The sequence below is a fragment of the Acetobacter sp. AAB5 genome (genome assembly GCF_050106715.1).
Classification (GTDB): domain Bacteria; phylum Pseudomonadota; class Alphaproteobacteria; order Acetobacterales; family Acetobacteraceae; genus Acetobacter; species Acetobacter oryzifermentans.
Window position 1 is genome coordinate 28,375 of the sequence record NZ_JBNIEW010000002.1, and the last position, 26,374, is coordinate 54,748.

A 26,374-nucleotide genomic window follows, 5' to 3' on the forward strand; every position below is an offset into this window, starting at 1 on the left:
GCCACCCCCAGCCTGTAAACCACACCGCATGATGGTTTCCCCTCAGGGGAATGAAAAGGGAACCGGGTGCCCGCGCCATTGCCTGCAATGGTTTTGCGATATTCCCGGGCTGTCCCCGCAACTGTAAGCGGCATGGATGTGCACGCACAGCGCCTTACGCGCTGGCCCACTGGAACAAACCTTTCCGGGAAGGGGTGCCACAACCGAAAAAACCGCAAGCCAGGAGACCTGCCATCAGCACACAGTTGCAGACGGGGCATGTCAGCCGGGGTGTGCTGGCAGGCTGGGCTAGCGGTCAGCCTATGGGGTGGTTTGTGCCCCTGTGGTGGAAAAAGCCGGGCCAAGTCTCGTGGCAACGCTGTTAAACCGCGAGATTGCCTAAACCCATGCGCCTTAAAACCCTTTTGCTTACCGGCTCATCTTTGCTGCTGGTAGAAACCACTGCCGTTAGGGCGGCAGATGCCCCAACCCCTGCCACATCAACGGGCAAAAATACTGTGGCCACCAAGGCGGCAGTAACACCCGTTGCCACCGTTCCGGCACCACAAAATGCGCCTGTTTCGGCTGGGGCGGAGGGCACGCAAGCTGTGCAAGCACGCAGCACGCAGGCTTACCCGGATTACATTACGGTTAGCGCCGCACGGCGGCCCATGCGGGCGGATGAAATTGGCACGGCCATGACGATCGTGACAGAAAAGCAGATCCTCACCCAGCAGCGCCGCACGTTAACAGATATTCTGGCCCGCCAACCGGGGCTGAATGTGGTGCGTTCGGGCGGTTTTGGGGGCACCACCTCTATTTTCATGCGTGGCAACAATGCCAACGAGGTAAAAGTGCGGCTGGATGGCATGGATATTAACGATGGCAGCTCCACCTCTGGCGCGTTTGATGCCGCGCAGTTTGTAACCGATGGCATGGGCCGCATAGAAATTTTGCGCGGGCCGCAAAGTGGCCTGTACGGGGCGGATGCCATGGCCGGGGTGATTGATATAACCACAGCACAGGGGCAGGGCAGGTTCACCCCCTTTGTGCGGGTGGAAGGTGGATCTTACGGCACGTTTAATCAGGTTATGGGCGCGCGCGGCAGTAAGGGAAAGTTCCATTACAATGTGGAGCTTTCTCATTACCGGCAGGATGGCTTTCATGAAATCCCGCGCTATATCGGGCGCTATTTTGGCGCAGATAAGGAACAGCGCCACCGGGGGGATAGAAACGATAACCGTTCCGCCAATATTCGCCTTGGCTATGATGTGACGCATAATTTTGATCTGGGGCTAACGGCCCGGCTGATCCAGAGCAATCTGCACACGTACAGCAGCTATAATATGGAAGATGAATATTACAGCCGCTTGGGATATTACGGTGATGTGAGCAGCGAGCGTGAACATACCACGCAAAATCAGGCCATTGTGCGGGGCACTGCGCATTTGTCCTCATTTGGGGGCAGGTTCGATCAGGTTATTGGTCTGGGGTATATGACAGGCCGCAGAAGCTGGACAGAAACCGGCACAACCCTTGAAGGCGATGCCTTGCAGTATGATCCCACATATTACCGCACCAGCCGTATCAAGATAGACTGGCACGGCACCGTTAATCTGGATAAATACGGATCTCTGCTTGTGGGGGCAGAGCATTTTCATGATACGTTTAATTCCAGCCAAGGAAATAGCGCGCCATCTTCCACGCCGTTCAGCACCAGTGCAGGCATGGATACTACGGCAGGGTATGGGCAGTATCAGGGTAACTGGAACAAGATTTTATATGGTGCGGCCAATATCCGGTATGATGCCAATTCCCGCTACGGCAATTATGTAACGTGGCGCGTGGCTCCGGCCATTCATATTCCGCACAGCGGCACGGTTATCAAGGCCAGTGCAGGCAGTGGTTTTCATGGCCCTTCATTGTATCAGCTTTTTGCCAACCAGATTTCCACCAGCTATGCGGAAAAGGGAAACCCCAACCTGCGGGCCGAGCGCCTGATAGGGTATGATGTGGGCGTGGAACAAACCTTGGCGCATGACAAACTGCATTTTGGGGCCACATGGTATGAAAACCACGTGCGCAACCTTATTCAGTCCGTAAGTTCTTACGAAAATTATTACTCCACCTATTCCTACAATAACGTCGCCCGTGCCCGCATGTATGGCGTGGAAGCGTATCTGGATTGGAAAGCGCTGGATACGCTGGATTTCAACCTGAACTATACATGGACCCACGCGCGAGATGCCTCTACCGGGCAAGAACTCCAACGCCGCCCGCAGCACAAGTTCAATTTCAACACCACATGGCAGCCGGTGGATGGGCTCTCGCTTTCGGGCAATATTCTGTATGTCAGCGGCGCGCGTGATATGCCGGTTATTTCCGATACGTACCAGTATTGCAGCACATGCGGTAAAGACCACGGATATTTCACCATAGATCTGGCGGCCAGTTATAAAATCAACCGCTATGTAACGGTGTTTGCGCGGGCAGATAACTTGCTGAACCGCCAGTATGAAAGCCCCATAGGCTACCTTCAGCCCGGCCGCGCAGGTTATGGCGGCTTTACGCTGAATTACTGATGCAGCTTTCCGTAATCCTCCGCCGGGTGGGTATGTGTGTACTGGGTGCAGCCCTTGCGGTGCCTGCGCCTGGGGCGGCACGGGCAGAGCGTGTGGCATCGCTTAACCTATGCACAGATCAGCTTGCCCTTATGTTGGCAGACCACAAGGATATTATAGGCCTTTCAACTTTGGCGCGGGATTGCACGGAATCTGTGTTGTGCCAGCAGGCGCAGGGCGTGCCGGTGTTGCAATCCACGGCGGAAACAGTGCTGGCCGCCAAACCAGATGTGGTGCTGGCAGGCCGCTTTACAGCCCGCTTGGCCGTGCGGGCCGCAAAGGAGGTAGGGGCCAAAGTGCTTACGCTTCCGCCCGCATCCTCCTTGGCGGATATTCCAGACCAGATCATGCAAGTTGCCAATGCGGTGGGGCACCCCGAACGCGGGCGGCAGCTTGTGGCGGCATTTCAAGCCCGGTTGGCGGAACTTGCCACCCCCCGCCAGCTATCAGACCCCATAGCCGTGGTGTATGAGGCCAATGGCTTTGTGGTGCATGCCCATAGTTTGCCCGATGATGTGCTGGCTCATGCCGGTTTGCGTAACTTTGCCACCACGGCAGGCACGCCACCTTTGGGCGGGCGCGTGCCGCTGGAAGTGCTGTTGGCTTATCATCCAGATTTACTGGTGCGCGATCCCTCCGGCCCCGGTCATTCTCTTGCACAGGCCATGCTGGCCAACCCGGTTATGCTGGCCATGTTTGCGCCGCCACATGTTGTGGATGTGCCAGCGCGCCTTTGGCTGTGTGGGCTGCCACAAACGCTGGATGCCGTTGCCTCATTACGTCACGCGCGGGATGCCATTGTGGATGATGGCGCAAAGAATTTTCAAAACCCACCCATTACGCAGCCTACGGTAAAGGAAACCCAACCATGAAGCCCTTGCGCCCCGTTGTGCTGAACACGCTGTTGGTGGTGCTGGTGGCCGTTATGGCTGTGGCCTCTTTGTGGTGGGGGGAAAGCAGCATTAACGTGCCAGCCGCCTTGGCAGATTGGTGGGCTGGTGCGCATTCCATAGGTGCAGTTATTATGGGGCAGTTGCGCCTGCCGCGTATGTTGCTGGCCCTTATGGTTGGCGGCACGTTGGGGCTGAGTGGTGCGGTGCTGCAAGGCTATTTGCGCAACCCGCTGGCTGATCCGGGGCTTTTAGGTGTTTCTGGTGGGGCAGCCCTTGGGGCTGTTTGCGTGTTCTATACAGGGCTTTTTCAAATAGCCTCGGCTTTGCTGCCTTTGGGTGGTTTGGCCGGTGCGCTGGTTACGGCCATGTTGCTTGTGGCGCTGGTGGGGCGTGGTGGCGCGTTGGTGTTGTTGTTGGCTGGTGCGGCAGTGAGCAGTTTTACCGCAGCCCTTACCGCACTGGTGTTGAACTTGGTGCCCAGCCCCTATGCCACGTTTGAAATCATGCACTGGCTTATGGGGTCTTTAACAGATCGCACCCTTAATGATGTGCTGCTGGCCTTGCCCGGCGTGGTGGTGGGGTGTGCCCTGCTTATGGGCTGTGGCCGCGCCTTGGATGCCCTAACAATGGGGGAGGACGTGGCACAAAGCCTTGGTTTTCGGCTTGGTGGTGTTGGGGGCGTGCAAATGCGCGTGGTTGTGGGCACTGCATTGGCTGTGGGCTCTTGCGTTGCGGTTTCTGGCGCTATCGGGTTTGTGGGGCTGGTGGTGCCGCATGTGTTGCGGCCTTTGGCGGGGCATCGGCCATCTCGGCTTATGGTGCCAGCATTTTTGGGCGGGGCTGTGCTTTTGCTGGCGGCAGATCTGGCAGTGCGGCTTATGGCCGGGCGCACAGAATTACAGTTGGGTGTGGTAACGGCCTTGGTGGGGGCGCCTGTGTTCTTCCACCGTGTTATCTTGTTTAGAAAACGGAACATGCTGTCATGTTAAATGTGCAGAATGTTGGTTTCAGCATAGAGGGCGCGCAGCTTCTCCAAGCCGCCAATGCGCGGTTTAAGGCTGGCAGCGTAACAGCGCTCATAGGCCCTAATGGTGCTGGCAAAAGCACGCTGTTGCGCATTATGGCGGGCTTGTTACCCGCCACGCAGGGGCATGTGGTGTGTGATGGCGCGCCTTTGCAGCAGCTTACATTGGCCCAGCGTGCGCGGCTTATGGCGTATATGCCGCAGGATGTGCCGCCGTTTCCGCCCATGCCGGTGCGGGAGGTGGCATCACTGGGGCGCTTGCCCTATGGGGAATCTCCCGCTCAGGCCTTGCATCATCCGGCAGTGGCGCAGGCTTTGGCGGAAGTGGGGTTAATGGGGTTGGCGGATCGTCCAGCCAGCCAACTTTCTGGTGGAGAGCGTGCACGGCTCATGCTGGCGCGTGCTTTAGCGGTGCAGGCCCCCATTTTGCTGGCAGATGAACCCGTAGCTGCGTTGGACCCCGCCCATGCCTTGGCGGTTATGCAGGTGTTTTGCAAACTGGCGGCACAGGGCACGTGCGTTGTGGTGGTGCTGCATGATTTGTTGCTGGCCACGCGTTTTTGCAAAACCTTGGTGCTCATGCAGCAAGGCCATATTCGCCATACCATTCCCCCCACCTGCCTGACAGATGAGATGGTGCGCCAAACTTACGGTGTTACCACGCGGCGGGTAGAAAACGCCGTTGTGCCGTGGGATTTATGCACGACACAGCCAGAGTAAGCAGAGTAGCATTTTTACACGTGTCCGTGCAGCCATACAGAAATATGCTGCGGTGGCGCGTTTGCAAAAATGCGTTCTTAGGGCAGGGTTAATCCGCCTTCACGCGTTACCAATGCTTCCACACCCGGTACAATACGCTGGATTAAATCCCCCGCAGGTTGGGGCGTGTTGGTGACAACATGGATGGAGGATGAAGCTGCAATGTCCTTACGCGCTGCATCCAGTGTTTCCCGCGCCTGTTCACGCCATCCGGGTGTGCGCTCTGTACCCAGTGCCGCCAGCCCTGCACGGGCAAGGGCAGCCAGCCGGGTAGATGCCGCCAGTGCGGGCGTAAGCGCGGCATGGCGGGCTGCAACCTGATGAAACGCGGCATCATTATCCGCCCAGATGGTGAGTTGCCGTTCCAGCTCCGGCTTGAGTTCCACCTTGCCGTTTACAAAGGCAGCAGCCTCGGCATTGAACCTTTCAGCCTCAAAGCTGTCTGGGCTGGCAATGTCTGATGGGGTATTTAAATCCTGTTCCGTGGCAGTTTGCTTGTGGCGGATTTGTAAAAATTCGTGGTTATGGGCGTAATTGCGTATGGGGGAAACAGCACTTAGCAGCACACGCGGGGCTTGTGTTTCACCCGCTGCAAGGCGGTCTAGCAGGGCATCGGCATCTTCGCGGCTTTTCAAGCCCATAAGGTCCAGCTTATCCTGAGTAATCGCCAGCCTGCCATACAGGGTTTGAGGCACGCAGTTTTGCGGGGTGGACCAAAACCGCTCCGCCACGGCGGCCATGCGGGGCCATAGGCGGGCATCCAGCATGTCTTCATCCACCACTTCTGTCCACAATGCGCCTTCGGCCCCCAGTATCAGGGTTTTTTGCTGCTTTGTTAACGGGGGTACGGGGGCTTCGGGTTTGGTGTCTGTGGGGGTGGCAATGGTGCCGCCGGGGCCAGTGGTTTGGGCTGCGGCCTGTGCCTCTGCGGCATCTTTGCGGGTGTCTAGCGGGTCTGTCTCATAATAGGCGGAGGCAGGCAGCAGCCTATCCAGATAATACGGGCCGGATACCACTACGGGCAGGCCTGCTTCTGCGGCTTTTGCTGTGTTGGCTGGGCCGCGCCAGCTTTCTATAATGGTGTGGGGCGGCACATTGGCTGCCAGAACCTCATCCCACCCCATAACGGTTTTACCATCGGCTTTGAGCATTTGCGCTACGCGGTTTGTAAAACTGGCTTGCAAATCAGCCGGTGTGGCAAAATGATGCACCTGCATGTAGCGTGCAATGCGGGGTGTAAGTGTCCACTGTTTGGCCACCACCTCATCCCCACCAATATGGAATACGGGATCTGGAAACAGGGCGGACATTTCAGCATACAGCCCACGCACAAAACTGTAGGTGGCGGGGTTTGTGGGGTCTAGCGCCGCGCGGTTGATCTCGGCACGGTCTGTTGTGTTCATGGGTAGGACAGAGGCGTATTGCGGGTAGGCCAGCAGCATGGCAAAGCTGTGGCCCGGCGTATCAAATTCCGGCACAATGCGAATGCCTCTTTCTGCTGCATATTGCACCAGATTACGGATTTCGGCCTGCGTGTAATACTGCCCGTGGCTGCTGATTTTTTGCAGGCGCGGGTAATGCCTGCTTTCTACCCGAAATGCCGCACCATCTGAAAGATGCAGGTGCAGCACGTTCAGTTTTACCATTTCCATGGCATCAAGCTGCCGCTCAACGGTGGGGATGGACATAAAGTGGCGGCTTACATCCAGCATCAGCCCGCGCCATGCAAAGCGTGGGCTATCCTGAATATGCGCCTGCGCCATAACCGGGCCTGTGGCCTCACGCCGTACAAGCTGCACAATGCTGGCCAAACCATGCAGCACACCAGCAGGGCCTTGCGCCGTTAGGGTTATGCCATCTGGCCCCACATCCAGCGTATAATCCTCCCGCATGGTGGGGGCGGGAAAACTGGCCTCACGCGCATACTGAATGTGGATGGGAAAAGTGTTTTGGTCTTTTCCCTTTTTTGCATTTTCTACAGAAACCTCTTGCCCGGCCACTCCACTCATGCGGTTTGCAAAACGTTGCATGGCGCGGGTTAAAAGCGGGGTAGGGGGGCTTTGCCAGATAACCTGCCATTGGGCAGGCAAGGCAAAAGCAGATCCATCCGTTTGCAGCGTACTGGGTGCAGGCATGATAACCGGTGGCTGCGGTGCGTTAAACGCCGCGGGCTGCGCGGTATCTGCTCTGGCAGGGGCAAGGTTTGCGCCAAAACCTGCCAGCACACCTACGGCGCACCCGGCGGCCAGAACACGTAAGCCAGTGCGGATGGAAAACCCCTTTATCATGCAATCGCCTTTCCGTGCGTGAGATTGCGGGCAAGTTGGCAGATCCATGTGGCATCACTATGCCATCCGGCCAGTTCTGCTGCTTTTAATACCGCACCACCAATAGGGGGCAGCGTAGCGGGGTGCGGTTTTGTGCCCAACAGGGATGTGACGGTTTGCAGCACAACGGGGTTGTGCATCACGCTGCCGCCGTAGCTCCACGCCAAAGGCAGAGGAGAAGGCGGCAGGTTGCTTACCTGTTTGGCTGTTGTGTGGGCCAGTTCTGCCAGATGTCCGCCAGCGGCACGCAGTAGGGCTATGGCGTATGTTTCTTCATTCTGGGCCAATGTGTGTACGGTTGCGGCTACATCACCCACGGCGGAACGCGGGTGCGTGCGGGTGCGCAGCCATTCTCGCAGGGCGTCTGGTGCGGTGGGGCCTGTGGTGGGCAGGTTCAGGCTAAGAAGCAACGCTTGCGCAAAAGCGGCAAAAGGCACGGAAGGATCATCCAGATACCGCGTGGCATAGCCAAGCGCTTTGCGGCCTATCCAGTAACCGCCGCCTTCATCCCCCAAAAGCCAGCCCCAGCCACCAGCGCGGGCTGTTTGCCCGTTTGCCCCCACCGCCATGGCGACAGACCCAGTGCCCGCCAACACAAACACCCCTGCTTGGCCCGCAAAGGCAGCGCGGTGTGCGGTTTCCACATCATTTTCTAACCATAGCCGCACATCGGGGCCAAGGGCTGCGCGGGCTACCTGTTCCTGCTGGGCGGAGGAAGGGCGTGCGGTATCATACCCTGCCATGCCCAGCACGGCAGATTGCAAAGTGGTGCGTGGCATTTGTGCCAGAAGGTGGCGCAGGTTTTCGGCCCATTCTGGCCTATCAAACGGGTTGCAACCGGGGCCAGTAGCCTGCGCCAGTACGGTGGCATCTGGTGCTATTACCACCGCACGCGTATGGGTGCCGCCGCCATCCAGCGCCAGAATGGTGGGGTGGGCGGCCATTAGGCTGAGGCCTCTGCGGGGGTTTTTGCCGCAATACGCGCCAGAGCCTTGCGCAAATGCCCGCCACACAACGTTAAAAGCTGCCGGGCCTGCAGAACATCCAACCCGTGGCGCAGCAGCACGGCCAGCTTGATACTGCCGTGAGCGTGTTGCAGGGCATCTTCTGCCTGCGCTTGTGTGCAGCCCGTAAGATGGCGCAACATGCGGTGCGCGCGCCGCACCAGCTTGGCGTTAACAATGCGCATATCCACCATCTGCCCTCGCCATGTATGGCCCAAGCGGATCATTAACGTGGTGGACAGCAGATTAAGGGTTACTTTTTGCGCCGTACCGGCCTTCATACGGGTGGAGCCTGCCACCACTTCCGGCCCGGTTTGGATCAGCACCGGGTATTCAGTATTCAAAAGGCGTGTGTTTGGGCTGCATGACATGCCAATACACAGACTGCCCGCAGCCTTGGCAGTTTCCAGCGCAGCGCAGGTATAAGGCGTGCCACCGCTGGCCGCCACGCCAATAACAACATCCTGCGCGGTGGGGGCATGGGCACTTATGGCGCGGCGGGCTTCGGCTTCATCATCTTCCGCCCCTTCAACGGGGTTAAACAGCGCGGCATCACCGCCTGCCAGCATGAGCACCAGCCGTTCAGCAGGCCAACCATAGGTGGGAATAAGCTCCACCCCATCTTGCAACCCAATACGGCCCGATGTGCCTGCGCCCACGTAAAACAGGCGGCCTCCGGCCTCTAACCGCGGTACGGCGGCTGTAATGGCGGCTTCCAGTTGCGGCAGGGCGGATTTTACAGCGGCAACGGCCCCAAGCTGGCTTTCCAGCAGGGCTTCCAGCACCGTGCCTGTGGGCCATATGTCCAGATCTGTGTAGCGGGCATCCAGCGTTTCTGTGTGGGCAAGCGGAACAGAGGCAGGCTGGAGCATAAGTGGAACCCTTTGTATAAAACTAATGGCGTATTTTCTTTTGTATCACATAGCGCAGGCCGACCAGCCCAAACAGTGTGATCATGCCCAGCACAATCAGCCAGACAAAAGCCAGCGGTTTGCCGTAGGGGTGCAGATACATCATGGCCAGCACCATAAGCGGTACGCTCAGGCCAAAGGCGGGGGCTAATATGCGCGCCTTCAGGCCCGGCCATGCCATGCCCGCTATAAAGCTGGCCAGCATGGGGCCATACCCACATGCGGCAATAGAAAGCCCAACCAGCACGGCAGACTGGCTGCCCTGTGCAAACATGCCCGCGCACACCACCAATGCTACAGCCCAGAACAAGGTAACAACCCGTGCAAACCCAAGGCCGGAAAGGCCAAGTTTGCGGGCCGCCCATGCGCAGGGGGCTGCAAAATCTCCCATTGTGGCGGCTGTCATGGCGGAAAGCGTGGCGGAGAGAGACCCCATAGTGGCAGCCAGTACGCCAGCCAGCATTAGCCCCCGCAAGCCGGAGGGCAGTTCCTGCGCGATATAGGCGGGAAAAATGGCATCTGGCGTGGCAAATCCGGCCTGATGCAGGGTGGCCCCACCATGATGCACCCATAGCAGCACGCCCACGCCAGAAAGCAGCGCAAACAAAAGGCCCACACCCACAGCACTGCCCATAAGGGCCAGCCGTGCATCACGCAGGCAGCGGGCCGCCAATACGCGTTGCACCATAAGCTGATCTGTTCCGTGCGAGGCTACAGAAAGCACCGTGCCGCCCAAAAGAGCCGCCAGTGGTGTAAAGGAACTGGTAAAAGGTGGCGTGTGGTTCACAAACAAATCAAACCGCCCCGCAGCATATAGCGTATGCAGCACACCCGGAGGGGCCACCTGCCACAGCAGGGCAAGGCAGGCGGCAGAGCCAAACAGATACAGCCCGAACTGAATACTATCTGACCACACAACAGCGCGCAGGCCACCGCACAGCGTATAAAACAGCGTAACCAGCATAATACCGCCCAGCAACGCAGCATGGGGCAGGCCCATATGTGCGGCATCCAACATAGCAGCCAGAGGCAACATGCCTGCAAACAGACGCACAGCTTCTGCCAGCAAGCGTGTGATTAAAAATGTGGAGGACGCCATACGCTGCATGGAAGCGCCAAAGCGCTGGCCCAGCCAATCATACGCGCTGAGCATTTTGCCCGATTGATATAGGGGCAGAAACTTCCAGGCCACAATGGCGCGGCCTATCAGATACCCAAGGGCCAACCCCACAAAAACCATGCCGCTACCATAGGCAATGCCGGGCACGCTGATAAGCGTAAGGGTAGAGGTTTCTGTTGCTACAAGGGAAAGGCAGAGTGCCCACCACGGCAGATCACCATGCCCTTCAAGGTATGCTGTGGCGGAGGTTTGGCGGCCAGCAAGCCCCAGCGCCAGAAGGGGCAGGGCTGTAAGATACGCCAGCATGACCAGCAGATCGGCAAATGTCATATCTGGCGTAAGGATTTTGGCATGATGGGGCGACGCTAAAAACTATTTTGGAAGAAACAGTGCCAGCGTAGTTTTGCCGCCATGAAAGATCAACAGCTTAGGCGCATGATTTCTTGTGTGGGAATTGGAGAAAAGGGCCGCCTTGGCGTGAGATGAAATTATCTGGCGCCCTATCTGTCTGCCCGGATTGGACCATGTATTGGTTTGTGGTTCTGTTCCGAAACAGAACCACACTGCTTTTAAACAAGTAGGGGGTTAATGTTATGCGGCTATAATTATGGCAAACAATCTATGTCCTTTATGAAGGAAGCAAGCTTGACCTGACTGTTAATATCCAGACGGTTAAAAGCTTCCTTAATAGTTTGTCTGGTTGTGCCTTCGGTAATATTAAGCGTTTTAGCGATCTCCTTTACAGGAACTCCATTTGCAATCATGCAAGAAATTTTGGATTGTGCTGGGGATAGAAAGAAGTTTTTAAGTATTTTTTCGGTATTTTTATTGATATGGCAATCATGGATAATAAGAAACTTTGGGAAAAGAAGAGAAATATCCTGATGATTTTTATTGATGTTGTTGAAAAAACCAATTTTCGCAATAAACTTTTTCTGTGATTTGGTTGAGAACGTAAGATATGTATCTTTTTCGGTGGATTTTAATAATTTTTCTATTTTTATTTTAGAATCTTCATAATTATTTTTAATTCTGTTGTTTATAATAAAAATACCATATTGTTCCATATCTATCATCTTGTGGTTTGCAAACAGAACATTGTTTTGTTTATCAAAAATGGCAATAGCATAAGGCATATTATCAATAAGGCACTGAAAACAATCTTTTGTATCTTTGTTATAATAGAAGTTATCTCCTATATTTATAGCCTGTATGATATGCGGAATAAGCGTTATGAGTTTTTTCTTGGACCTTGAGGCTGTATCAGCCGGGGCGTTGATGGGGTTTTGTACGGATAAAAGAAATTTTTTGCCTTGGAAATTTTCAAAAAGGCAATTCTGTAGCCTTCGGACGCCAAAATTTTTGAGATATTCTTGATAAAATGGAGAGTGATCGAGCTCTTTATCCGTTAGAAAACTATCGTCTATGTAACAAAAATCTCCAGGCATACTTTGGGGTTTGTGCGATGTTAATGGAGATTGTCCTCTCCATTGAGAGTAATAAAGTAAGTCAGATTCTTCGTTTTTACTGCTTCCATAACGCCATTGAACACAATCTGGGTCTAAAGGAACCAGTGCAGCCCCACCTTCATTGCTTCCGTTACAGTATTCTGCAATAGTGGCAAGTGATTTTTTCCATAGACTTCTATTGTCAATAGTTGCGTATATATTTCTTATTATTTCTGAAAGCATGTCTGTGAATATCCATTTTTGAGTAATATTTACTCAAAGAGTACACGGTTGCCCTCAACGGCACGCGCACAATAAGTTAATGCGATACAAACGCAATATACCATTTGGTATAATTATTTTTTTTCAAACACGCCCCATATGGTAGTGGATGATATTTTCCAAACAAAGCGTAATCGGCGCAGGCAAAACCACGTAAAAGGGTACAACAAATGGCTGAGTCGATTATTTTTAAGCCGACTAACGGAAGTCAGTCGGTTATCGGGCCAGATAGCAACGGCGTTATCAGCATTAATGAATCTGGAAATATTACTGGAACGCAGTATGTCGCGCCGGGTATTCCGGTTTCTGACGCTAATGCATCAACTACAGGCACTATTTCTATAACTAATAATGCCGTTGTTACAGCAACTAGCTGGAATATTGGTGGTTCTTCAGATGGTGCCGCAACAGTTACCGTTTCGGGTGGTGCATCATTAACGCTTGATAACTCAGATAAAATTGCAACAGGCTCAACCGTTGTGGTTGGCAATGGCGGCACTCTTTTGTTGGATGGTGTTTCTTCCAACGTGCCGGGGCAGATCCAATTTTCCGGCGGCAATGGAACAATCGAAGTCGGGGCCGGTACAAACCTGACTATCATTCAGTACATCACCAATATTTCTGTAAACGATACCATTGTGCTGGATGGTACAGTTGCAGATGGTGTGACGTATAAAGATGGTGTTTATACCCTTACAGATAATGGCCAGCCCATTCAGGGCACAGCATCCTTTCAGTTGCCTGCTGCCAATGAAGGCTCCACTTTTACGGTTACAAACGTAGATGGCAAAACCTATCTGAATGCCACCACTGTTGTTTGCTTTCTTGCTGGCAGCATGATCCGCACTTCCGAAGGGGATGTTGCGGTGGAAGATCTCCAGATTGGTGATCAGGTTGTTACGTTCGATTGGAAAAACAACAAAGACATCACGCGTCCGGTTGTATGGGTTGGCAAGGCGCACGCCATGGTGCGCGCAGGTCTGCCGGATGATGAGGCAGGCTACCCGGTACGCGTTCTTAAGGATGCCATTGCAGATGGCGTGCCCTACAAGGATATGCTGATTACCGCAGAACATTGCTTGTTCTTTGATGGCAAGTTTGTGCCGGTGCGGATGTTGGTAAATGGTGTCTCTATTTTTTACGATAAGTCCATTCTCTCCTATGATTACTACCATGTAGAAACAGCACAGCATTCGGTTATCACTGCCGATGGTATGCTTACAGAAAGCTATCTGGATACGGGCAACCGTGCGTCTTTCCGTCAGGAAGGCAAGGTGGCAACCCTGCGTGGCGCTGTGCGGAGCTGGACAGAAGATGCAGGCGCCCCACTTTGTGTGGACCGCGCATTTGTTGAACCCCTGTTCCACAAGCTGGAAGCGCGTGAAAACAGTGTAACTGGGTGCCACGTGCCAGTAGAACAGGCTGTTATGGTTACAGATTCCAACCTGCATCTGGTTACGCAGGCAGGGGCAATTATTCGGCCAGTGCGGCAGGATGGCCAGCGTTACAGCTTTATGTTGCCAGCTCATACGCAGTCTGTGCGCATTGTCTCCCGCGCCAGCCGTCCGGCTGATGTTATCGGGCCGTTTGTGGATGATCGGCGCCAGATGGGCGTAGCTGTGGCGGATGTGCATTTTATCACAGCCAAAAATTTGCATACCATTACAGCGCATCTTCAGGCGGAAAAGCCCGAAGGCTGGTATGATACCGATTGGACAGATTGCGCATGGACAAACGGCAACGCCGTGCTGCCTATGGGTGATTTTACCAAAGGTAAAATGGGCCTTCTGTCCATGACCATTCGTGCCGCCGGGCCTTACCTGCTGCATGAGGCAGACCAAAAGGCACAGGTTCTTTCTGCCTGATTTTAAAAGTTAAAGGCAATAACAGGCTCTACCTCTATCGGGGTGGGGCCTGTTTTATAATGGTCGCGTGCTATTTGGGCAGGTTTTTCCAACACTCCAATGCACGTAGGCGGCCCAGCTTAAGGTCTACAATCGGGGGTGGGTAATTTAAGCGTTGCGTGCTTTTCCAAGGTGTGTGGATGGTTTTGTTATCCAGCGCCGCCAGTTCTGGCACCCATGTACGAATATATTGGCCTAATGGATCATATTTTTCAGATTGCCCCACCGGGTTAAAAATACGGAACCACGGCGCGGCATCAATGCCTGTGCCAGCGCCCCATTGCCAGTTCATGGCGTTTACGGCGGCATCTGCATCCAACAGGTGTGTGTAAAACCAGCGTTCGCCTTTTTGCCAGTCTGTTAGAAGATGTTTGGTTAAAAAGGAGGCCACAACCATGCGCACGCGGTTGTGCATCCAGCCCGTGCGGGCCAGTTGGCGCATACCGGCATCTACCAGCGGAAACCCCGTTTGCCCCTGCTGCCATGCTGCCAAATCTGTGGCATCTGTGCGCCACGGCATGTGGTTAAATTCGGCGCGCAGGTTGCGGGTGGCAAGGTCTGGCGTGGTGAACATCTGCATCCACGCAAAATCACGCCAGCCTAGTTCTGCCAAAAACTTTTCGGCATCTGCGGCCAGTTGTGGGTGCAGGTGTGCAGCATGGCGGATGGCATGCCAGATCTGGCGTACAGAAATCTGCCCCACCCGAATATAAGGTGAAAGCAGTGATGTCCCATACGTGGCATCGGTTCTGTCTCGCTGTGTTTCGTAATCTTCTAGCGCGTTTTCTATAAACCGGTGCAGGTTGGCGTGGGCGCATTGTTCTCCGCTTGTCCAGCCGGGCAGTGCAGGGGGCATTTGCGTGCCAACGCGGCCAAGGCGCACGCCTTCTGGCAGATTGAGGGCGCAAGCTGGCACATAATTTTTACCGCGCATGTCTGGTGCTGGCAGCGGCGGTGGCGGTTCTGGCAAATCCCGCGCGGCGCGCCACCATGCGGTAAACACACGGTAAGGCTGGCCCGCCTGCGTGCGTATGGCCCAGGGTTCAAACAACAAACGGCCGGTGCAGGAGTGTACTGTCACCCCCTGTTTTTTCAGGCTGGCATGCACATCCGTATCCGCCGCAATGCCTGGCGCATCATACCGACGGTTCCAGAACACATCTGTAGCATTTACGGCCTGCGCCAATGCGGGAACAGAAAGCCGCGTTGGGCCGGATAACATTAACAAAGTCTGCCCCTGTTTATGCAAACTGGTGGCCAGTTGCGCACACGCGGCTTGCGCCCAACCTGCAATGCGGGTGGTGGGGGCATCCTGCAAAGCGGCATCCTGCACATAGGCGCACAGCACGGGCTGCCCCGTTGCGCAGGCCGCGTGCAGGGCTGGGTTATCAGCCACGCGGTAATCATCTCGTAGCAAAACCAGAACAGGGGCGGGGGAGGGTGCATTAACCATACGCCATGTGGTGCCGGTATAGATGCGCACATGCAATGGGGTAGGCTGTATTTTGTGGCGGCGTTGGTTTTGGCAGTCGCTAGAGTGTGAAGGTGCCAAACTATAGCCATGCACGTTGTTGGTGCCGTAACATGCAACTGTAAACACGGCAGGAAAGGCGATTAGCCATGTCAGATTCTTTGTCAGGCAGCTGCGGTGCCGGTGGGTGCGGCCCGCGTGGCCCGCTTACCCCAGAGCAGGAGCAGATTCTGTTTGGCCACGGAACGGAGTATCCCGGTTCCAGCCCACTGAATCATGAAAAGCGCGAGGGGGCGTATCATTGCGCGGCCTGTGGGGCGCTGCTGTTCCGCTCTCACACCAAGTATGAAAGCGGTAGTGGCTGGCCTTCCTTTTGGGCGGCAGAACCCAACGCCGTTGCTACGCACAAAGATACCAGCCACGGCATGGTGCGCACAGAGGCCCATTGCGCACAGTGCGAAGGGCATTTGGGCCATGTTTTTCCTGATGGTCCGCCCCCCACAGGCCAGCGTTATTGCATGAATGGTTTGGCGCTGGATTTCAGGCCAGATCCGCAACGGGCAACTTCTGCTGGAGGCGCCACCGCTATGGATCATACAAGCGGCTGGGCCTCTTGAAAGCAGCATGCCTCCTGCTTACGTGAGGAAGCATGACAACACATGCTCTGGCTCATACCGGGTTTTCCTCTTTCCAAAGCGGGCAGTCTGCACACGGGCAGCCCTCTGCGGATGCATTGCGCCGCCTTAAACGGGCGCGCCGTTTTGCGTGGTTGCTGGATGCCGCCATTAGGCTGCCCGGCACCCGCGTAAGGGTAGGGGCAGATGCCATTGTGGGGCTGGTGCCCGGCGGTGGCAGCACGGTTATGGGCCTGCTTTCCTTTTATGTGGTGTGGGAGGCATGGCGCATGGGCCTGCCCCCCAAACTGCTGCTGCGTATGATAGGCAATATTGCCATAGAAGCCGCTGTGGATGTGGTGCCTGTGGCGGGTGATCTGCTGGACATTGCCTTTAAGGCCAACATGCGCAACGTGGCCGTTATGGAAAGCTGGCTGGGTGTGCCGCCCTCTGCTGCCACGCGCAAAAAGTAAGGCATCGTTTTTAAAAAATATGCCTCATTGTCATAAGGGCTGCCCGGTGGGGTGGCCCTTTTGCATGTCTGGCACGTTAACAGGCAAAACAGGCAGGGTGGCCCGCCACGTTTAGCCTGCGTTGCAAGAAAAAAGGGTGTGGGCGGTGCCATTTTGCAGCACAACGGCACAAATGCCGGTGGTTGGCAGAGGGTGCAGTGCGCCCTGTGTTCTTCCGCCCCGCAGGCAGGAGAAAACACGCCGTGCAACCGCCAGATAGCAGCGCCCCAACCCATCACGCCCCAACGCCAGCCGCATCTACGGCCCATGCGCCCGAGGCACCGCAGCTTGCGGGGCTGGAGGCATCTGTTCACAAGCTGGAAAACACGGTACGCCGCTTTTACCGGCTGGCCGTTATGGTGGTAACGGTTACGGCGGCTGGGCTGTTTGTAAGCTCTGGCGGCGCGGTGGTGATGGTGGTGTTTGCCTCTGCCCTTGTGGCGGTGGTGCTGCATGCCGCAGCCCGCATTATCTCCCGCCTGTTGCATATTCCGCAGTGGCTTTCTGTCATGCTGTTTGTGCTGGTGCTTGTGGGCGCGCTTTCCCTTGTGGTGCATGTGTCCGGCCCGGAACTGACAGTGCAGCTTTCGCACCTGCATGAAGCCCTTACCAGCGAGCGTGATGCCCTGCACAACATGCTGGACAGCAACCCGCTGGGCCATGCGGTGCTGGACCACTTCCCGCGCTTTTTGGGGGGCAACATGGTGCCAGATGGGCGTGCGGGCTCAGAAGGTGGCATGGATTTTGCTGGCTCCATGACCAACGTGCTGACATCCACCTTTGGTTCGGTTGGCACCATGGTGGTGATTATTATTGCCGGGGTGTATTTTGCGCTTTCCCCCCACCTGTATGCCAATGGCATTTTGCGCATAACGCCTGTGGCCTATCGCAGCACCATGCGCACTGTGTTGCTCACAACCGGGCACGCCCTAACTGCTTGGGTGGCGGGCCAGATGCTGGATATGACAGTTGTGGGCATGCTGACATGGAGCGGCCTTTCCCTGCTGGGCATGCCGCTGGCGCTGCCTTTGGGGCTGGTGGCGGGGCTGGCCAATTTTGTGCCGTATCTGGGCACGTTTATTGGGGCCGTGCCTGCGTTGCTGATTGCGCTTTCCGTTGGCCCGCGTGAGGCCATGATGGTGGCGGGCCTGTATGCTGCTATCCAGACGTTTGAAGGGTATGTGATGTCTCCCTTCATTCAAAAACGTGCGGTGCGGATGCCGCCTGCGCTCACCATTCTTTCGCAAACAATTTTTGGTGCGTTTTTGGGTATGTGGGGTTTTATTTTTGCCTCCCCCATTACGGCGGTGCTTCTGGCTGTAGCCAGCCGTCTTTCTGCACCTCTCCCCCCGAACGAGGAAGTGTAATTGCACCCCACACAAGGGGCCAAACCGCTGTTATTTTACACTTTCCCACTGGTCATAATAGAACAGGACATGCAAGCTGATGGTGGCAAGAAGTTCCGCAGGAAGGAAACCCCGCATGTCTACCACGCCGGATGCGTATCAAAAATTTCGTCATCTCAGCCCATTTGAACTGAAAGATGAGCTCATAAAGCTGGCCTCTGGCCGTGCCCAGCGCGCCATGTTGGATGCCGGGCGTGGCAACCCCAATTTTCTGGCGACATTGCCCCGGCAAGGGTTTTTCCAGCTTGGTATGTTTGCTGCGGCAGATTCTGCTTTAACCTTTTCCTACATGGCAGAAGGCGTGGGCGGTGTGCCCCGGCGTGAGGGTATAGAGGCACGGTTTGAGGCGTTTTTGGCAGATAACCAGAACGTGCCGGGTATTTCCTTTTTGCGCCGTGCCGTATCTTATGTGCGCGACCAGCTTGGCCTGCCCGCAGATGAATTTTTGCTGGAAATTACATCCGGCATTTTAGGCTGTGATTACCCCACACCGCCGCGCATGCTGCGTTATACGGAAAAAGTGGTACGCCATTACCTGCTGCACGAAATGGCAGGCGGCACCATGCCAGAAAGCACAACAAACCTGTTTGCGCTGGAAGGTGGCACGGCGGCCATTAGCTATATTTTTGCATCGCTACGTGAAAACGGGCTGATCAACCCGGGTGATAAAGCGGCCATCGGCATGCCGGTGTTTACCCCGTATGTAGAAATTCCCGAACTGCGTGATTACCAGTTGCAGGAAGTGGCCATTAACGCCTGCCCGGAACAAGGGTGGCAATACCCGGATGAAGAGCTGGATAAGCTGCTTGATCCATCCGTTAAGATCTTTCTGGTGGTTAACCCCAGCAACCCACCATCTGTGCGGATAAGTGATGAAGGGCTGGCCCGCATTGCCGAGATTGTTAAAAAACGGCCAGACCTCATTATTGTAACAGATGATGTGTACGGCACGTTTGCAGATGATTTCCGCTCTATTTATGCCATCTGCCCGCATAACACTATTTTGGTGTATTCCTTCTCCAAATATTTCGGTTCTACGGGTTGGCGTCTGGGTGTGATTGCCATGCACGAACAAAACGTGCTGGATGAGGCACTGGCGGCGCTGCCAGAAGCCGAAAAGGTTGAGCTGGATAAACGCTATGCCTCGCTTACGCCAGATGTGCGCGGCCTGAAGTTTTTGGATAGGCTGGTGGCAGATAGCCGCACCGTGGCCCTTAACCACACAGCAGGGCTTTCTACCCCGCAGCAGGTGCAAATGGTGCTGTTTGCCCTGTTTGCGTTAATAGATGGGCGGGATGCGTATAAAAACGCCCTTAAGCGTTTGCTGCACCGGCGCGAACTGGCCCTGTATCGAGATCTGGGCGTAAAAGCCCCGGATGATGCTGGCAGCACGCATTATTACACGCTGATAGATTTGGTAAATGTGGTGACACAGCTTTACGGCACCCGCTTTGCCCGCTGGTTGATGACACGTATGGATTACCAGACAATCCTGTTCCGTATTGCAGAGGAAACAGGCGTTGTGCTGCTGCCAGGTGATGGCTTTGCCGTGAAACGCCCCTCGGCCCGTGCCTCGCTGGCCAACCTGAACGAGTATCAATACGCCGCCATTGGGGCCGCCCTGCGCCGCATGGCCGGTGAGTATTATGACCGCTACCGGCAGGAAAAAGGGCTGAACAGTAAAGGGGAATAACGTGTTTTCCTTACATCCTTGAGATGTCTGTCTGGTGGAAACCTGTGCCTTGCTAAACGCAGAGTTTAAGGAGCACATCGGCAGCCACCAAACCGTTACTGTGCGCAAGCTAGATGATTTGCACCCACCGGGTTCCAACGTGGCGATTATGAAGGTGGGTGCAAAAGGGCACGATGTGGATGTTCTGCTTGGTGCAGAAGCCTTGATGAAGCGTGAGGAAAAACCTATTCCAACTGTGCAGTTCTAGAAAGATTACAAAATAAAAAAGAGGCCCTGTTTGTAAAAGCAGGGCCTCTTTTTATGATAGCTGAAAGGTTTAAAAACCTATCAGGCAGAACGTATCTGCGCGTTTGGCTGCACGTCTTCTACAAGCGGGTAAACACCCGTTGCCTGTAGGGTAATGGACAGCATGGCAATTTCGTTACGGTCTGTTTGTGCATCTAGCGGCAGGGTGGCGTTGCCGTTTGTCCATGCACATTCGGCCCAACCCATATTATGCCAGCCAGCCGGTTTGTGAGGCTGAAGGTGCGCCGTAATGGGGGTTGCACGCTTACGGGCTGTTACAAGTTGAATATCAGCCACCGCAACGCCCAACAGGCGCCGATCATCTACAAAAGGCCCAACCACATCAGCCGGGCGGCTTGCGCGGGAAACAATCTGAACAGACTGCGTGCCCGGCGGCAGTATAAAGCTGTAATGCTGGTTGGCATAGCGTACTGGCCGGATAACAGCCCCTGTTTGCGTAACAAGGTGCAGGTTGGGGTCTGCTGTTAAGGTGGCGGGGGCGGCAGGTCTCTGGCTGCCTGCGACATGCCTTGCGCGATTTTTGAAGTTATCAAAAAGCGGTTTTACAAAATCAGCATCCACACATAATGGGGCGGCGGCATCTTCCGCCCATGTGCGCGTTTTGCCGTGTAACTGCACAACATTGCCAATTTGGCGGAAGCTACGGCGGTTGCCTGTATCCAGATAGCTTTCTGTGAGCACACCATCTACCGAGATTACGGCGTGGTCTGCTGTTTCTATATGGTAATATGGATAAGACGTGATGGACTTATCGTAAAAAATGGAAGCGCCATTTACCAGCATACGCGCAGGCACAAACTGCCCGTTAAAGAACAGGCAATGTTCTGCCGTTACCAGCATATCCTTGTTAGGCACACCATCTGCCAAAGCATTTTTTAGAATGCGTACAGGGTATCCGGCTTCATCATCCGGCAGGCTGGGGGTTACAACAGTAAAGGCCTGCCCAGCCCAGATAACCTGCTGTGTGGTTTCTGTGTTGTTTTTCCAGTCATATACAAAAATATCTGTGCCTGCCTGAATGTCTTCCACAGCCACATCACCCTGCGGGGTGCGCACCATGCTGCCTGCCAGAAAACATGCGCCTGTATCACTCTGTTCACCAAACAGAATGTAGCCATCGCTGTAGGTTACGGTGGGGGCGGGCTCTACATTGGCGGCGGAAGATGTTGCATATCCTTTAATGGTCACAACCGTGGTGGTTTTACCATCAACGGTGGACTGGATAAGCAGATCATTCCCACTTACGGCAGTGGACAGCGTATTATCACTATAAGATGTGCTGGAGGCAATCTTGATCTGATCTCCATACACAAAGTTTTCGACATTCAGGGAATCTCCTGAAAGATCGCTTAAAGATGTGCTGCCAATAACAAGCTGACCACCGGGAATGTTGTGGAAATCAATCTTGTTGCTACCATCAATATTGGCAATGCCCGCTAAAACAACCGTGCCGCCTTCAATATTAAAACGTGCATCGTTGATATTGGAATAATTGGTGCCGGCATCTAGCACGCCACCTTTGTAAATGTTGTAAACACCCACGTTGCCGTTAAAATCATGCCCAACGGATAATGTGCCGTTGGTAATATTGTAAACGGCCTGATTACCGTTGAATTCATTGCTTACGGTAAGTGTGCCGCCATCAATATTAACGGTGCCCCCAGCCGCGTTGGTGAGATCTCCACCAAGAAGAGCAGGCACAACAGAAACAGTGGCGCCATCTGTAATATTAATGGTTGCCGCATTGAGGTTGAGGTAGCCCGAAATTTCAAGCAACGCACCATTGGTTACGTTCAGGGTTGGGCCTGTGCCCAAGCCGGATGTCGCGTTATCTGGTGGGGTATCAGTGGATTGCGTACCGCCGCCGTTGTAGTTTGTCCAACTTGTATTGGTGGAAATGGTTGTTACGTCATCTGCCATGTTTTGGAGCCTTGAATATGCAGTTGGCTTCAAATCCATAATTTGGATAAGAAATATCTAATATTCTTCCAAAAATACATTAATATTTCCTAAACAACAAAGTTACGGAAATATTATCAAAACAGGAATGGGAGAAATATTTACTTCGAATGAGCGCGTTTTTTTAATAATTTTTACTAATTTATATTTAATATTTATCTGAATATTCGATATGTAAATGCTGCGATGCAGGAATGCCTTTCTAAAAAGAACAGATATAACAACGCATTATATGATATTAACTTACAAATTTAATAAATGTTATGCTATTTATTTGTTTTTAATATTGTACAATATAAAAAGCGGCCCAAATACGGGCCGCTTTTCCAGAAAGGTGTTTTTGAAAACTTTTAGATGTTTGCGTTAATATTTATTCGTTATGCCCAAAAACCGGGCGCGTGCTTTCAAACAGGAACCACGTGCGGCGTTCGGTTTCATCAATCCAGTTTTCAATCAGGCTGGTTGTGGCCACATCCCCGGCATCGGATGCAATGGCATGCACAGCGCGCAGGCGTTTGGTGAGTGTAAGGTTATCTTCCCGCAGTTCTGAGAGCATGTCTTCAGGTGTTACGTAGAGGGCATCGTTATCAGAAATTTTGGTTTTGCGGGCAATTTCCCCCACAGAATGCAGCGTGGTGCCGCCAATCTTGCGGGCGCGTTCGGCCATGGGGTCTGTCATGGCAAAAATCTGCTGGCTCTGTTCATCCAAAAGCAGGTGGTAATCCCGAAAGTGGCGACCGCTCATATGCCAATGAAAGTTCTTGGTTTTAATATACAGGGCAAACACATCGGCCAGAACTTCGGACAAACCACCTGCTACGGCCTTTACCTTATCGGCCTTCAGGTCTGTTGGCGTGCCAAGATATTCCTTGATATGGGCTTCTTTTGCTGTGGCTGTGCTCATGGTCTGAACGAACCTCCTGTTTTCACTTTTTGGCAACACCACCAGTGGCGCCTGCCAAGTGCTGCTTTTACACGTGGTGCCATATAGGCATGGTGCAAGGCCTGACATGGAAAGATCACAATTCTCACATCCATGTGAATGTAAGGAAGCAACGCGTTAAGGGGTATCAAGTTCCGTGCGCAGGGGGCGGGTTAAAAGCTGTTCCTGCGCTTGTGGCAGCGTGATCTTGCCTTCCAGAAAAGCGGCAATGCAGGCGGTAATGGGCACATCTACTGTGTGGTGGCGGGCCAATGCCAGCAGGGCATCTGCTGTGGTTACCCCCTCCGCCACGCCGGGCAGGGTGGCCAATGCGGTTTGGGCTGCATTCCCTCGGCCCAAAGCCAAGCCCATCTGATAATTGCGCGATGCCTCACCCGTGCAGGTCAGCAATAGGTCTCCCAACCCGGCAAGGCCAGCCAGTGTGGCGGGTTGTGCCCCCAAGGCTACGCCAAGGCGGGTTATTTCTGCCAACCCACGGGTTATTAGGGCCGCGCGGGCGTTTTCTCCCAATCCAGCGCCAATGGTAATGCCTGCGGCCACGGCAATAACGTTTTTAGCCGCGCCGCCAAGCTGCACGCCGGTAATATCTGCGCTGGCATACAGGCGCAGGCGCGGGGTAGAGAGCAGATCCACCAATTTGCGCGCCAGTTCCATATTGGCCGAGGCCACAACAGATGCCGCAGGTAAATTGGCTGCAACCTCACGCGCAAAATTGGGGCCAGAAAGCACAGCCCCCGGCACATCTGGCCGCAACCGATGCAGCACATCCAGCGGAAAAGCCAGTGTGCTGCGTTCTATGCCCTTGCAGCACAACACAGCAGGCACGCCCGCAGGCACCAATGGCAGAACAGAGGCCATATGCTGGGTGGGAATAACCATAAGCGCACACGCCACATCTGCCGGTGGCGGCGCAGAGGAAACGGTGATGGAATCTGGTAACGGAAAATCTGGCAAACGCGGCATAGCGCCAGAGGGCAAGCGGGCCGGGTTACGCGCCCACAAATAAACCTGTGCCCCAGTGCGGGCCACATGCAGGGCCAGCGCAGTACCCCATGCGCCAGCACCCATAACCAGAATACGGTGTTTCATTCTTTAAGCGGTGCCAGAACCCAAACCGGGGCGCAAGCACGACATAAAGCCGCAGCCCCGTGTTTAGGCAGACAGTGCCACGCCAGCAGCAGCCGGCACCATGTGGGCAGGAACTTCGGCTTTTTTCATGTGTTTTAGCCGGGCCTCACGCAGCAGGCAGACAACGCCTTTTACGCAGTTCCCGCACTGAGCCTTGCAGTTGCGCGCGGCATAAATGTCACGCGGGCGGGTTGCCCCGTCTGCCACAGCGGCTTCAACGTCTTTGTGAGTGAGACGATTGCAAGAGCAGACAACCATACGCAGCACCTTTGTGGTGGTTGATCGATTCTGAAGAGACTTCATCACAAGTAAGAATGAATCGCAATTCTTTTTTGCAAAAGATTCTCATTTGTCTGTGTTCCGCATGTGCATATGGGGATGCAGCGCATGAATATGGTGTGTGATTTTTGCAATGTTCGTATCAAATTTTTACATATGCACAAAATAATAATAAACTTCATGCATATTAAAAATATAAGAAGCGCATCATAAAAAAATCTTTATTTAAAATGCGAGGATGCGTGGATAAAAATATAACAAAGACATCGCATATGCTCTTCCTGCTTTGCGCGTTCTTTTTTATTTACAGAAACATGGAAGGTCTTGGATGCCTTCCATTTGGTGATGAATCTGGCCATTTTTTAGGCGCCATTGCCCTGCACCGTGGGGATAAACTCTACCGGGATTATATAGATGCGCACGGCCCGCTAGTTTTTACGCTTTCGTGGGTGGTTGGCCATTTTGTGGGGTGGTCGCAGGTCTGGTTGATGCGCCTGGTTTCTACCGCATGTGCGGTTGGGGCAGGGGCTGCGGTCTTTTTCTCTCCATTGTTGCAGCTAAAATGGCAGCGCTACGTAGCTTCCGCCTTGTGGTTGGGAACGGTGGGAAGCGTATGGGTGGTGCAGGGCCTTAATCTGGATGATTACTGGACAATAGGCGGGGCGCTGGCTGTTATCGCGCTGTCCATGCTGGCTACGCCACTTATATATGGCATGCAGGTTTTGCGCATGCAGGCTTTTATAGGCGGGTTTGCCTTGGGGCTGCTGCCATTTGCGGCTTATCCGTTCGGCCTGTTTTCTGCTGCGTTGGCTTTGGCTGTTTTTTGCGTGTTTCTTTCAAGCCCCCGGCAATATCAGGCCCCTTTTCTGGGCATGATATTGGGGTGTGTGTCTGCTGTTGCCATCATGCTGCTTTGGCTGCTGGTGTATGGTGATATTGGCGGCATGATCGCGTTTCATTTTATCGCCAATCAAAAATGGTATGCCCATTATATTCCAATGGATTTTACCCAGTTCTGGCACAGTTTACGCTTTTCTTTGTCTCCAGATCGTATTGTTGAAACTATAGCTGCCAGCACGTTGGCTGTGGGCGGTGTGTTGCTGCTGTTATACGGGCGGCACAGGGTGATGGCGTTGCTGATCCTGCTGGGAATACTCAGCCTGCAAGCACGTGGGAGCGTGGGGTTTCAGAACGGTTCGTTTCTGATGGCGGCCTTGGGGCTGGCGGCGTTGCTTCTTGTGCGTGTGTTAGCATTTAAGCCCAAGGTTATGGTGTGTGTAACTGTTGGGTGTGTTGCGTTAACGGCCATTGCAGCATCCCATGCTGTTTCATCCCCCTTTGGGCAAACAGCGGGGCAAAGGCACGCCGCAGGCTGGCATCGGTTTAGGGAAACCTCATCCGTAGGGTTTGCCACACTTATTCGTAAATATGCGGCGCCGGATGAGCGTATTCTTGTTTTGCCGTATAATCCGGATGTTTATATTTACGCCAACCGTCTTTCCATAAAGAAATATCACGCCTATCTCCCGTGGGAGGCCGATTATGCAGCCCATCCGTGGCATGGGTATGAGCGGGATATCTGTGTGGATCTGCCAAAGGATAAACCACCAGTGATTTATTATGATCACTCGGTTGTCTGGGGTGCTTATCCGGCCGAGCAGTTTATGCCCTGTTTTCTGCAGGTTCTGGAAAAAGACTATACGCAGATGCCGGATGATCAGTTTGTGTATGTTAGAAATGATCGGCTGGCAGCGTATCAGCCGTAATTAAAGTATCAGCGTTATGTATCGG

21 protein-coding genes and 1 riboswitch are annotated in these 26,374 nt (G+C 54.1%); of the genes, 11 read left to right on the forward strand and 10 right to left on the reverse strand.

What is annotated here, in order from left to right:
• Nucleotides 1-15 precede the first annotated feature (15 nt).
• A riboswitch (cobalamin riboswitch) is annotated at nt 16-250 on the forward strand.
• 136 nt (nt 251-386) lie between these two features.
• Genes ACP7IZ_RS02300 through ACP7IZ_RS02315 form a run of 4 tightly spaced genes read left to right on the forward strand, consistent with a single transcriptional unit; the run spans nt 387 to nt 5,237 of the window.
• Nucleotides 387-2,561 (forward strand): TonB-dependent receptor plug domain-containing protein, encoded by a 2,175-nt coding sequence (locus tag ACP7IZ_RS02300; RefSeq protein WP_426847678.1) that lies wholly within the window; start codon nt 387-389, stop codon nt 2,559-2,561.
• Complete coding sequence (locus ACP7IZ_RS02305; RefSeq protein WP_426847679.1) at nt 2,561-3,472, forward strand: ABC transporter substrate-binding protein; 912 nt, start codon at nt 2,561-2,563, stop codon at nt 3,470-3,472. Before ACP7IZ_RS02300 ends, ACP7IZ_RS02305 begins: the two co-directional genes overlap by 1 nt.
• The gene (locus ACP7IZ_RS02310) at nt 3,469-4,482 is read left to right on the forward strand and encodes a FecCD family ABC transporter permease (RefSeq protein WP_426847680.1); all 1,014 of its coding nucleotides are present in this window, start codon (nt 3,469-3,471) and stop codon (nt 4,480-4,482) included. Before ACP7IZ_RS02305 ends, ACP7IZ_RS02310 begins: the two co-directional genes overlap by 4 nt.
• Nucleotides 4,476-5,237 (forward strand): ABC transporter ATP-binding protein, encoded by a 762-nt coding sequence (locus ACP7IZ_RS02315; protein WP_426847681.1) that lies wholly within the window; start codon nt 4,476-4,478, stop codon nt 5,235-5,237. Before ACP7IZ_RS02310 ends, ACP7IZ_RS02315 begins: the two co-directional genes overlap by 7 nt.
• 77 nt (nt 5,238-5,314) lie before the next feature.
• Here the strand turns inward: ACP7IZ_RS02315 and ACP7IZ_RS02320 are convergent, their stop codons facing one another.
• The 5 genes from ACP7IZ_RS02320 to ACP7IZ_RS02340 form a co-directional block, all read right to left on the reverse strand.
• The gene (locus ACP7IZ_RS02320) at nt 5,315-7,564 is read right to left on the reverse strand and encodes a beta-N-acetylhexosaminidase (protein ID WP_426847682.1); all 2,250 of its coding nucleotides are present in this window, start codon (nt 7,562-7,564) and stop codon (nt 5,315-5,317) included.
• The gene (locus tag ACP7IZ_RS02325) at nt 7,561-8,547 is read right to left on the reverse strand and encodes an N-acetylglucosamine kinase (RefSeq protein WP_426847683.1); all 987 of its coding nucleotides are present in this window, start codon (nt 8,545-8,547) and stop codon (nt 7,561-7,563) included. The genes ACP7IZ_RS02320 and ACP7IZ_RS02325 overlap by 4 nt, the downstream gene beginning before the upstream one ends.
• On the reverse strand, nt 8,547-9,479 hold the full coding sequence (locus tag ACP7IZ_RS02330) for an N-acetylmuramic acid 6-phosphate etherase (RefSeq protein ID WP_426847684.1): 933 nt from the start codon (nt 9,477-9,479) through the stop codon (nt 8,547-8,549). The genes ACP7IZ_RS02325 and ACP7IZ_RS02330 overlap by 1 nt, the downstream gene beginning before the upstream one ends.
• A gap of 22 nt (nt 9,480-9,501) precedes the next feature.
• Nucleotides 9,502-10,968: a sodium:solute symporter gene (locus ACP7IZ_RS02335; protein ID WP_426847685.1), complete on the reverse strand. Its 1,467-nt coding sequence runs from the start codon at nt 10,966-10,968 to the stop codon at nt 9,502-9,504.
• Between the two features lie 275 nt (nt 10,969-11,243).
• Nucleotides 11,244-12,329: a helix-turn-helix transcriptional regulator gene (locus tag ACP7IZ_RS02340; RefSeq protein WP_426847686.1), complete on the reverse strand. Its 1,086-nt coding sequence runs from the start codon at nt 12,327-12,329 to the stop codon at nt 11,244-11,246.
• A 209-nt stretch (nt 12,330-12,538) separates the two neighbouring features.
• On the opposite strand from ACP7IZ_RS02340, the gene ACP7IZ_RS02345 reads away from it, so the two are divergent.
• Nucleotides 12,539-14,233, forward strand: a complete 1,695-nt coding sequence (locus ACP7IZ_RS02345; RefSeq protein ID WP_426847688.1) for a Hint domain-containing protein — start codon at nt 12,539-12,541, stop codon at nt 14,231-14,233.
• Nucleotides 14,234-14,303: 70 nt separating this feature from the next.
• On the opposite strand, the gene ACP7IZ_RS02350 is transcribed toward ACP7IZ_RS02345, so the two are convergent.
• The gene (locus ACP7IZ_RS02350) at nt 14,304-15,725 is read right to left on the reverse strand and encodes a cryptochrome/photolyase family protein (RefSeq protein WP_426847943.1); all 1,422 of its coding nucleotides are present in this window, start codon (nt 15,723-15,725) and stop codon (nt 14,304-14,306) included.
• A gap of 167 nt (nt 15,726-15,892) precedes the next feature.
• Here ACP7IZ_RS02350 and msrB point away from each other — a divergent pair, with 167 nt between their 5' ends.
• The 5 genes from msrB to ACP7IZ_RS02375 all read left to right on the forward strand — a co-directional run bounded on the left by msrB (nt 15,893) and on the right by ACP7IZ_RS02375 (nt 20,215).
• Complete coding sequence (gene msrB, locus ACP7IZ_RS02355; RefSeq protein ID WP_426847689.1) at nt 15,893-16,360, forward strand: peptide-methionine (R)-S-oxide reductase MsrB; 468 nt, start codon at nt 15,893-15,895, stop codon at nt 16,358-16,360.
• Nucleotides 16,361-16,392: 32 nt separating this feature from the next.
• Complete coding sequence (locus ACP7IZ_RS02360) at nt 16,393-16,830, forward strand: DUF4112 domain-containing protein (RefSeq protein WP_426847690.1); 438 nt, start codon at nt 16,393-16,395, stop codon at nt 16,828-16,830.
• Between the two features lie 197 nt (nt 16,831-17,027).
• Entirely contained in the window at nt 17,028-18,236 is a 1,209-nt protein-coding gene (locus ACP7IZ_RS02365) for an AI-2E family transporter (protein ID WP_426847944.1), read from the forward strand.
• A 115-nt stretch (nt 18,237-18,351) separates the two neighbouring features.
• Entirely contained in the window at nt 18,352-19,968 is a 1,617-nt protein-coding gene (locus ACP7IZ_RS02370) for a bifunctional aspartate transaminase/aspartate 4-decarboxylase (protein WP_035351046.1), read from the forward strand.
• A 49-nt stretch (nt 19,969-20,017) separates the two neighbouring features.
• The gene (locus tag ACP7IZ_RS02375) at nt 20,018-20,215 is read left to right on the forward strand and encodes a hypothetical protein (protein WP_426847691.1); all 198 of its coding nucleotides are present in this window, start codon (nt 20,018-20,020) and stop codon (nt 20,213-20,215) included.
• Between the two features lie 80 nt (nt 20,216-20,295).
• Here the strand turns inward: ACP7IZ_RS02375 and ACP7IZ_RS02380 are convergent, their stop codons facing one another.
• From ACP7IZ_RS02380 to ACP7IZ_RS02395, 4 genes are all read right to left on the reverse strand, one after another.
• On the reverse strand, nt 20,296-22,194 hold the full coding sequence (locus ACP7IZ_RS02380; RefSeq protein WP_426847692.1) for a Hint domain-containing protein: 1,899 nt from the start codon (nt 22,192-22,194) through the stop codon (nt 20,296-20,298).
• 409 nt (nt 22,195-22,603) lie between these two features.
• Complete coding sequence (locus ACP7IZ_RS02385) at nt 22,604-23,137, reverse strand: Dps family protein (protein ID WP_019089540.1); 534 nt, start codon at nt 23,135-23,137, stop codon at nt 22,604-22,606.
• 156 nt (nt 23,138-23,293) lie between these two features.
• Entirely contained in the window at nt 23,294-24,265 is a 972-nt protein-coding gene (locus ACP7IZ_RS02390; RefSeq protein ID WP_426847693.1) for an NAD(P)H-dependent glycerol-3-phosphate dehydrogenase, read from the reverse strand.
• A 63-nt stretch (nt 24,266-24,328) separates the two neighbouring features.
• Nucleotides 24,329-24,562 carry a (2Fe-2S)-binding protein gene (locus tag ACP7IZ_RS02395; protein ID WP_035351111.1) on the reverse strand — a complete coding sequence of 78 codons (234 nt, stop codon included), beginning with the start codon at nt 24,560-24,562 and terminating at the stop codon, nt 24,329-24,331.
• Between the two features lie 335 nt (nt 24,563-24,897).
• On the opposite strand from ACP7IZ_RS02395, the gene ACP7IZ_RS02400 reads away from it, so the two are divergent.
• Nucleotides 24,898-26,349, forward strand: coding sequence for a hypothetical protein (locus tag ACP7IZ_RS02400; protein WP_426847694.1), 1,452 nt, complete (start codon nt 24,898-24,900; stop codon nt 26,347-26,349).
• Nucleotides 26,350-26,374 lie beyond the last annotated feature (25 nt).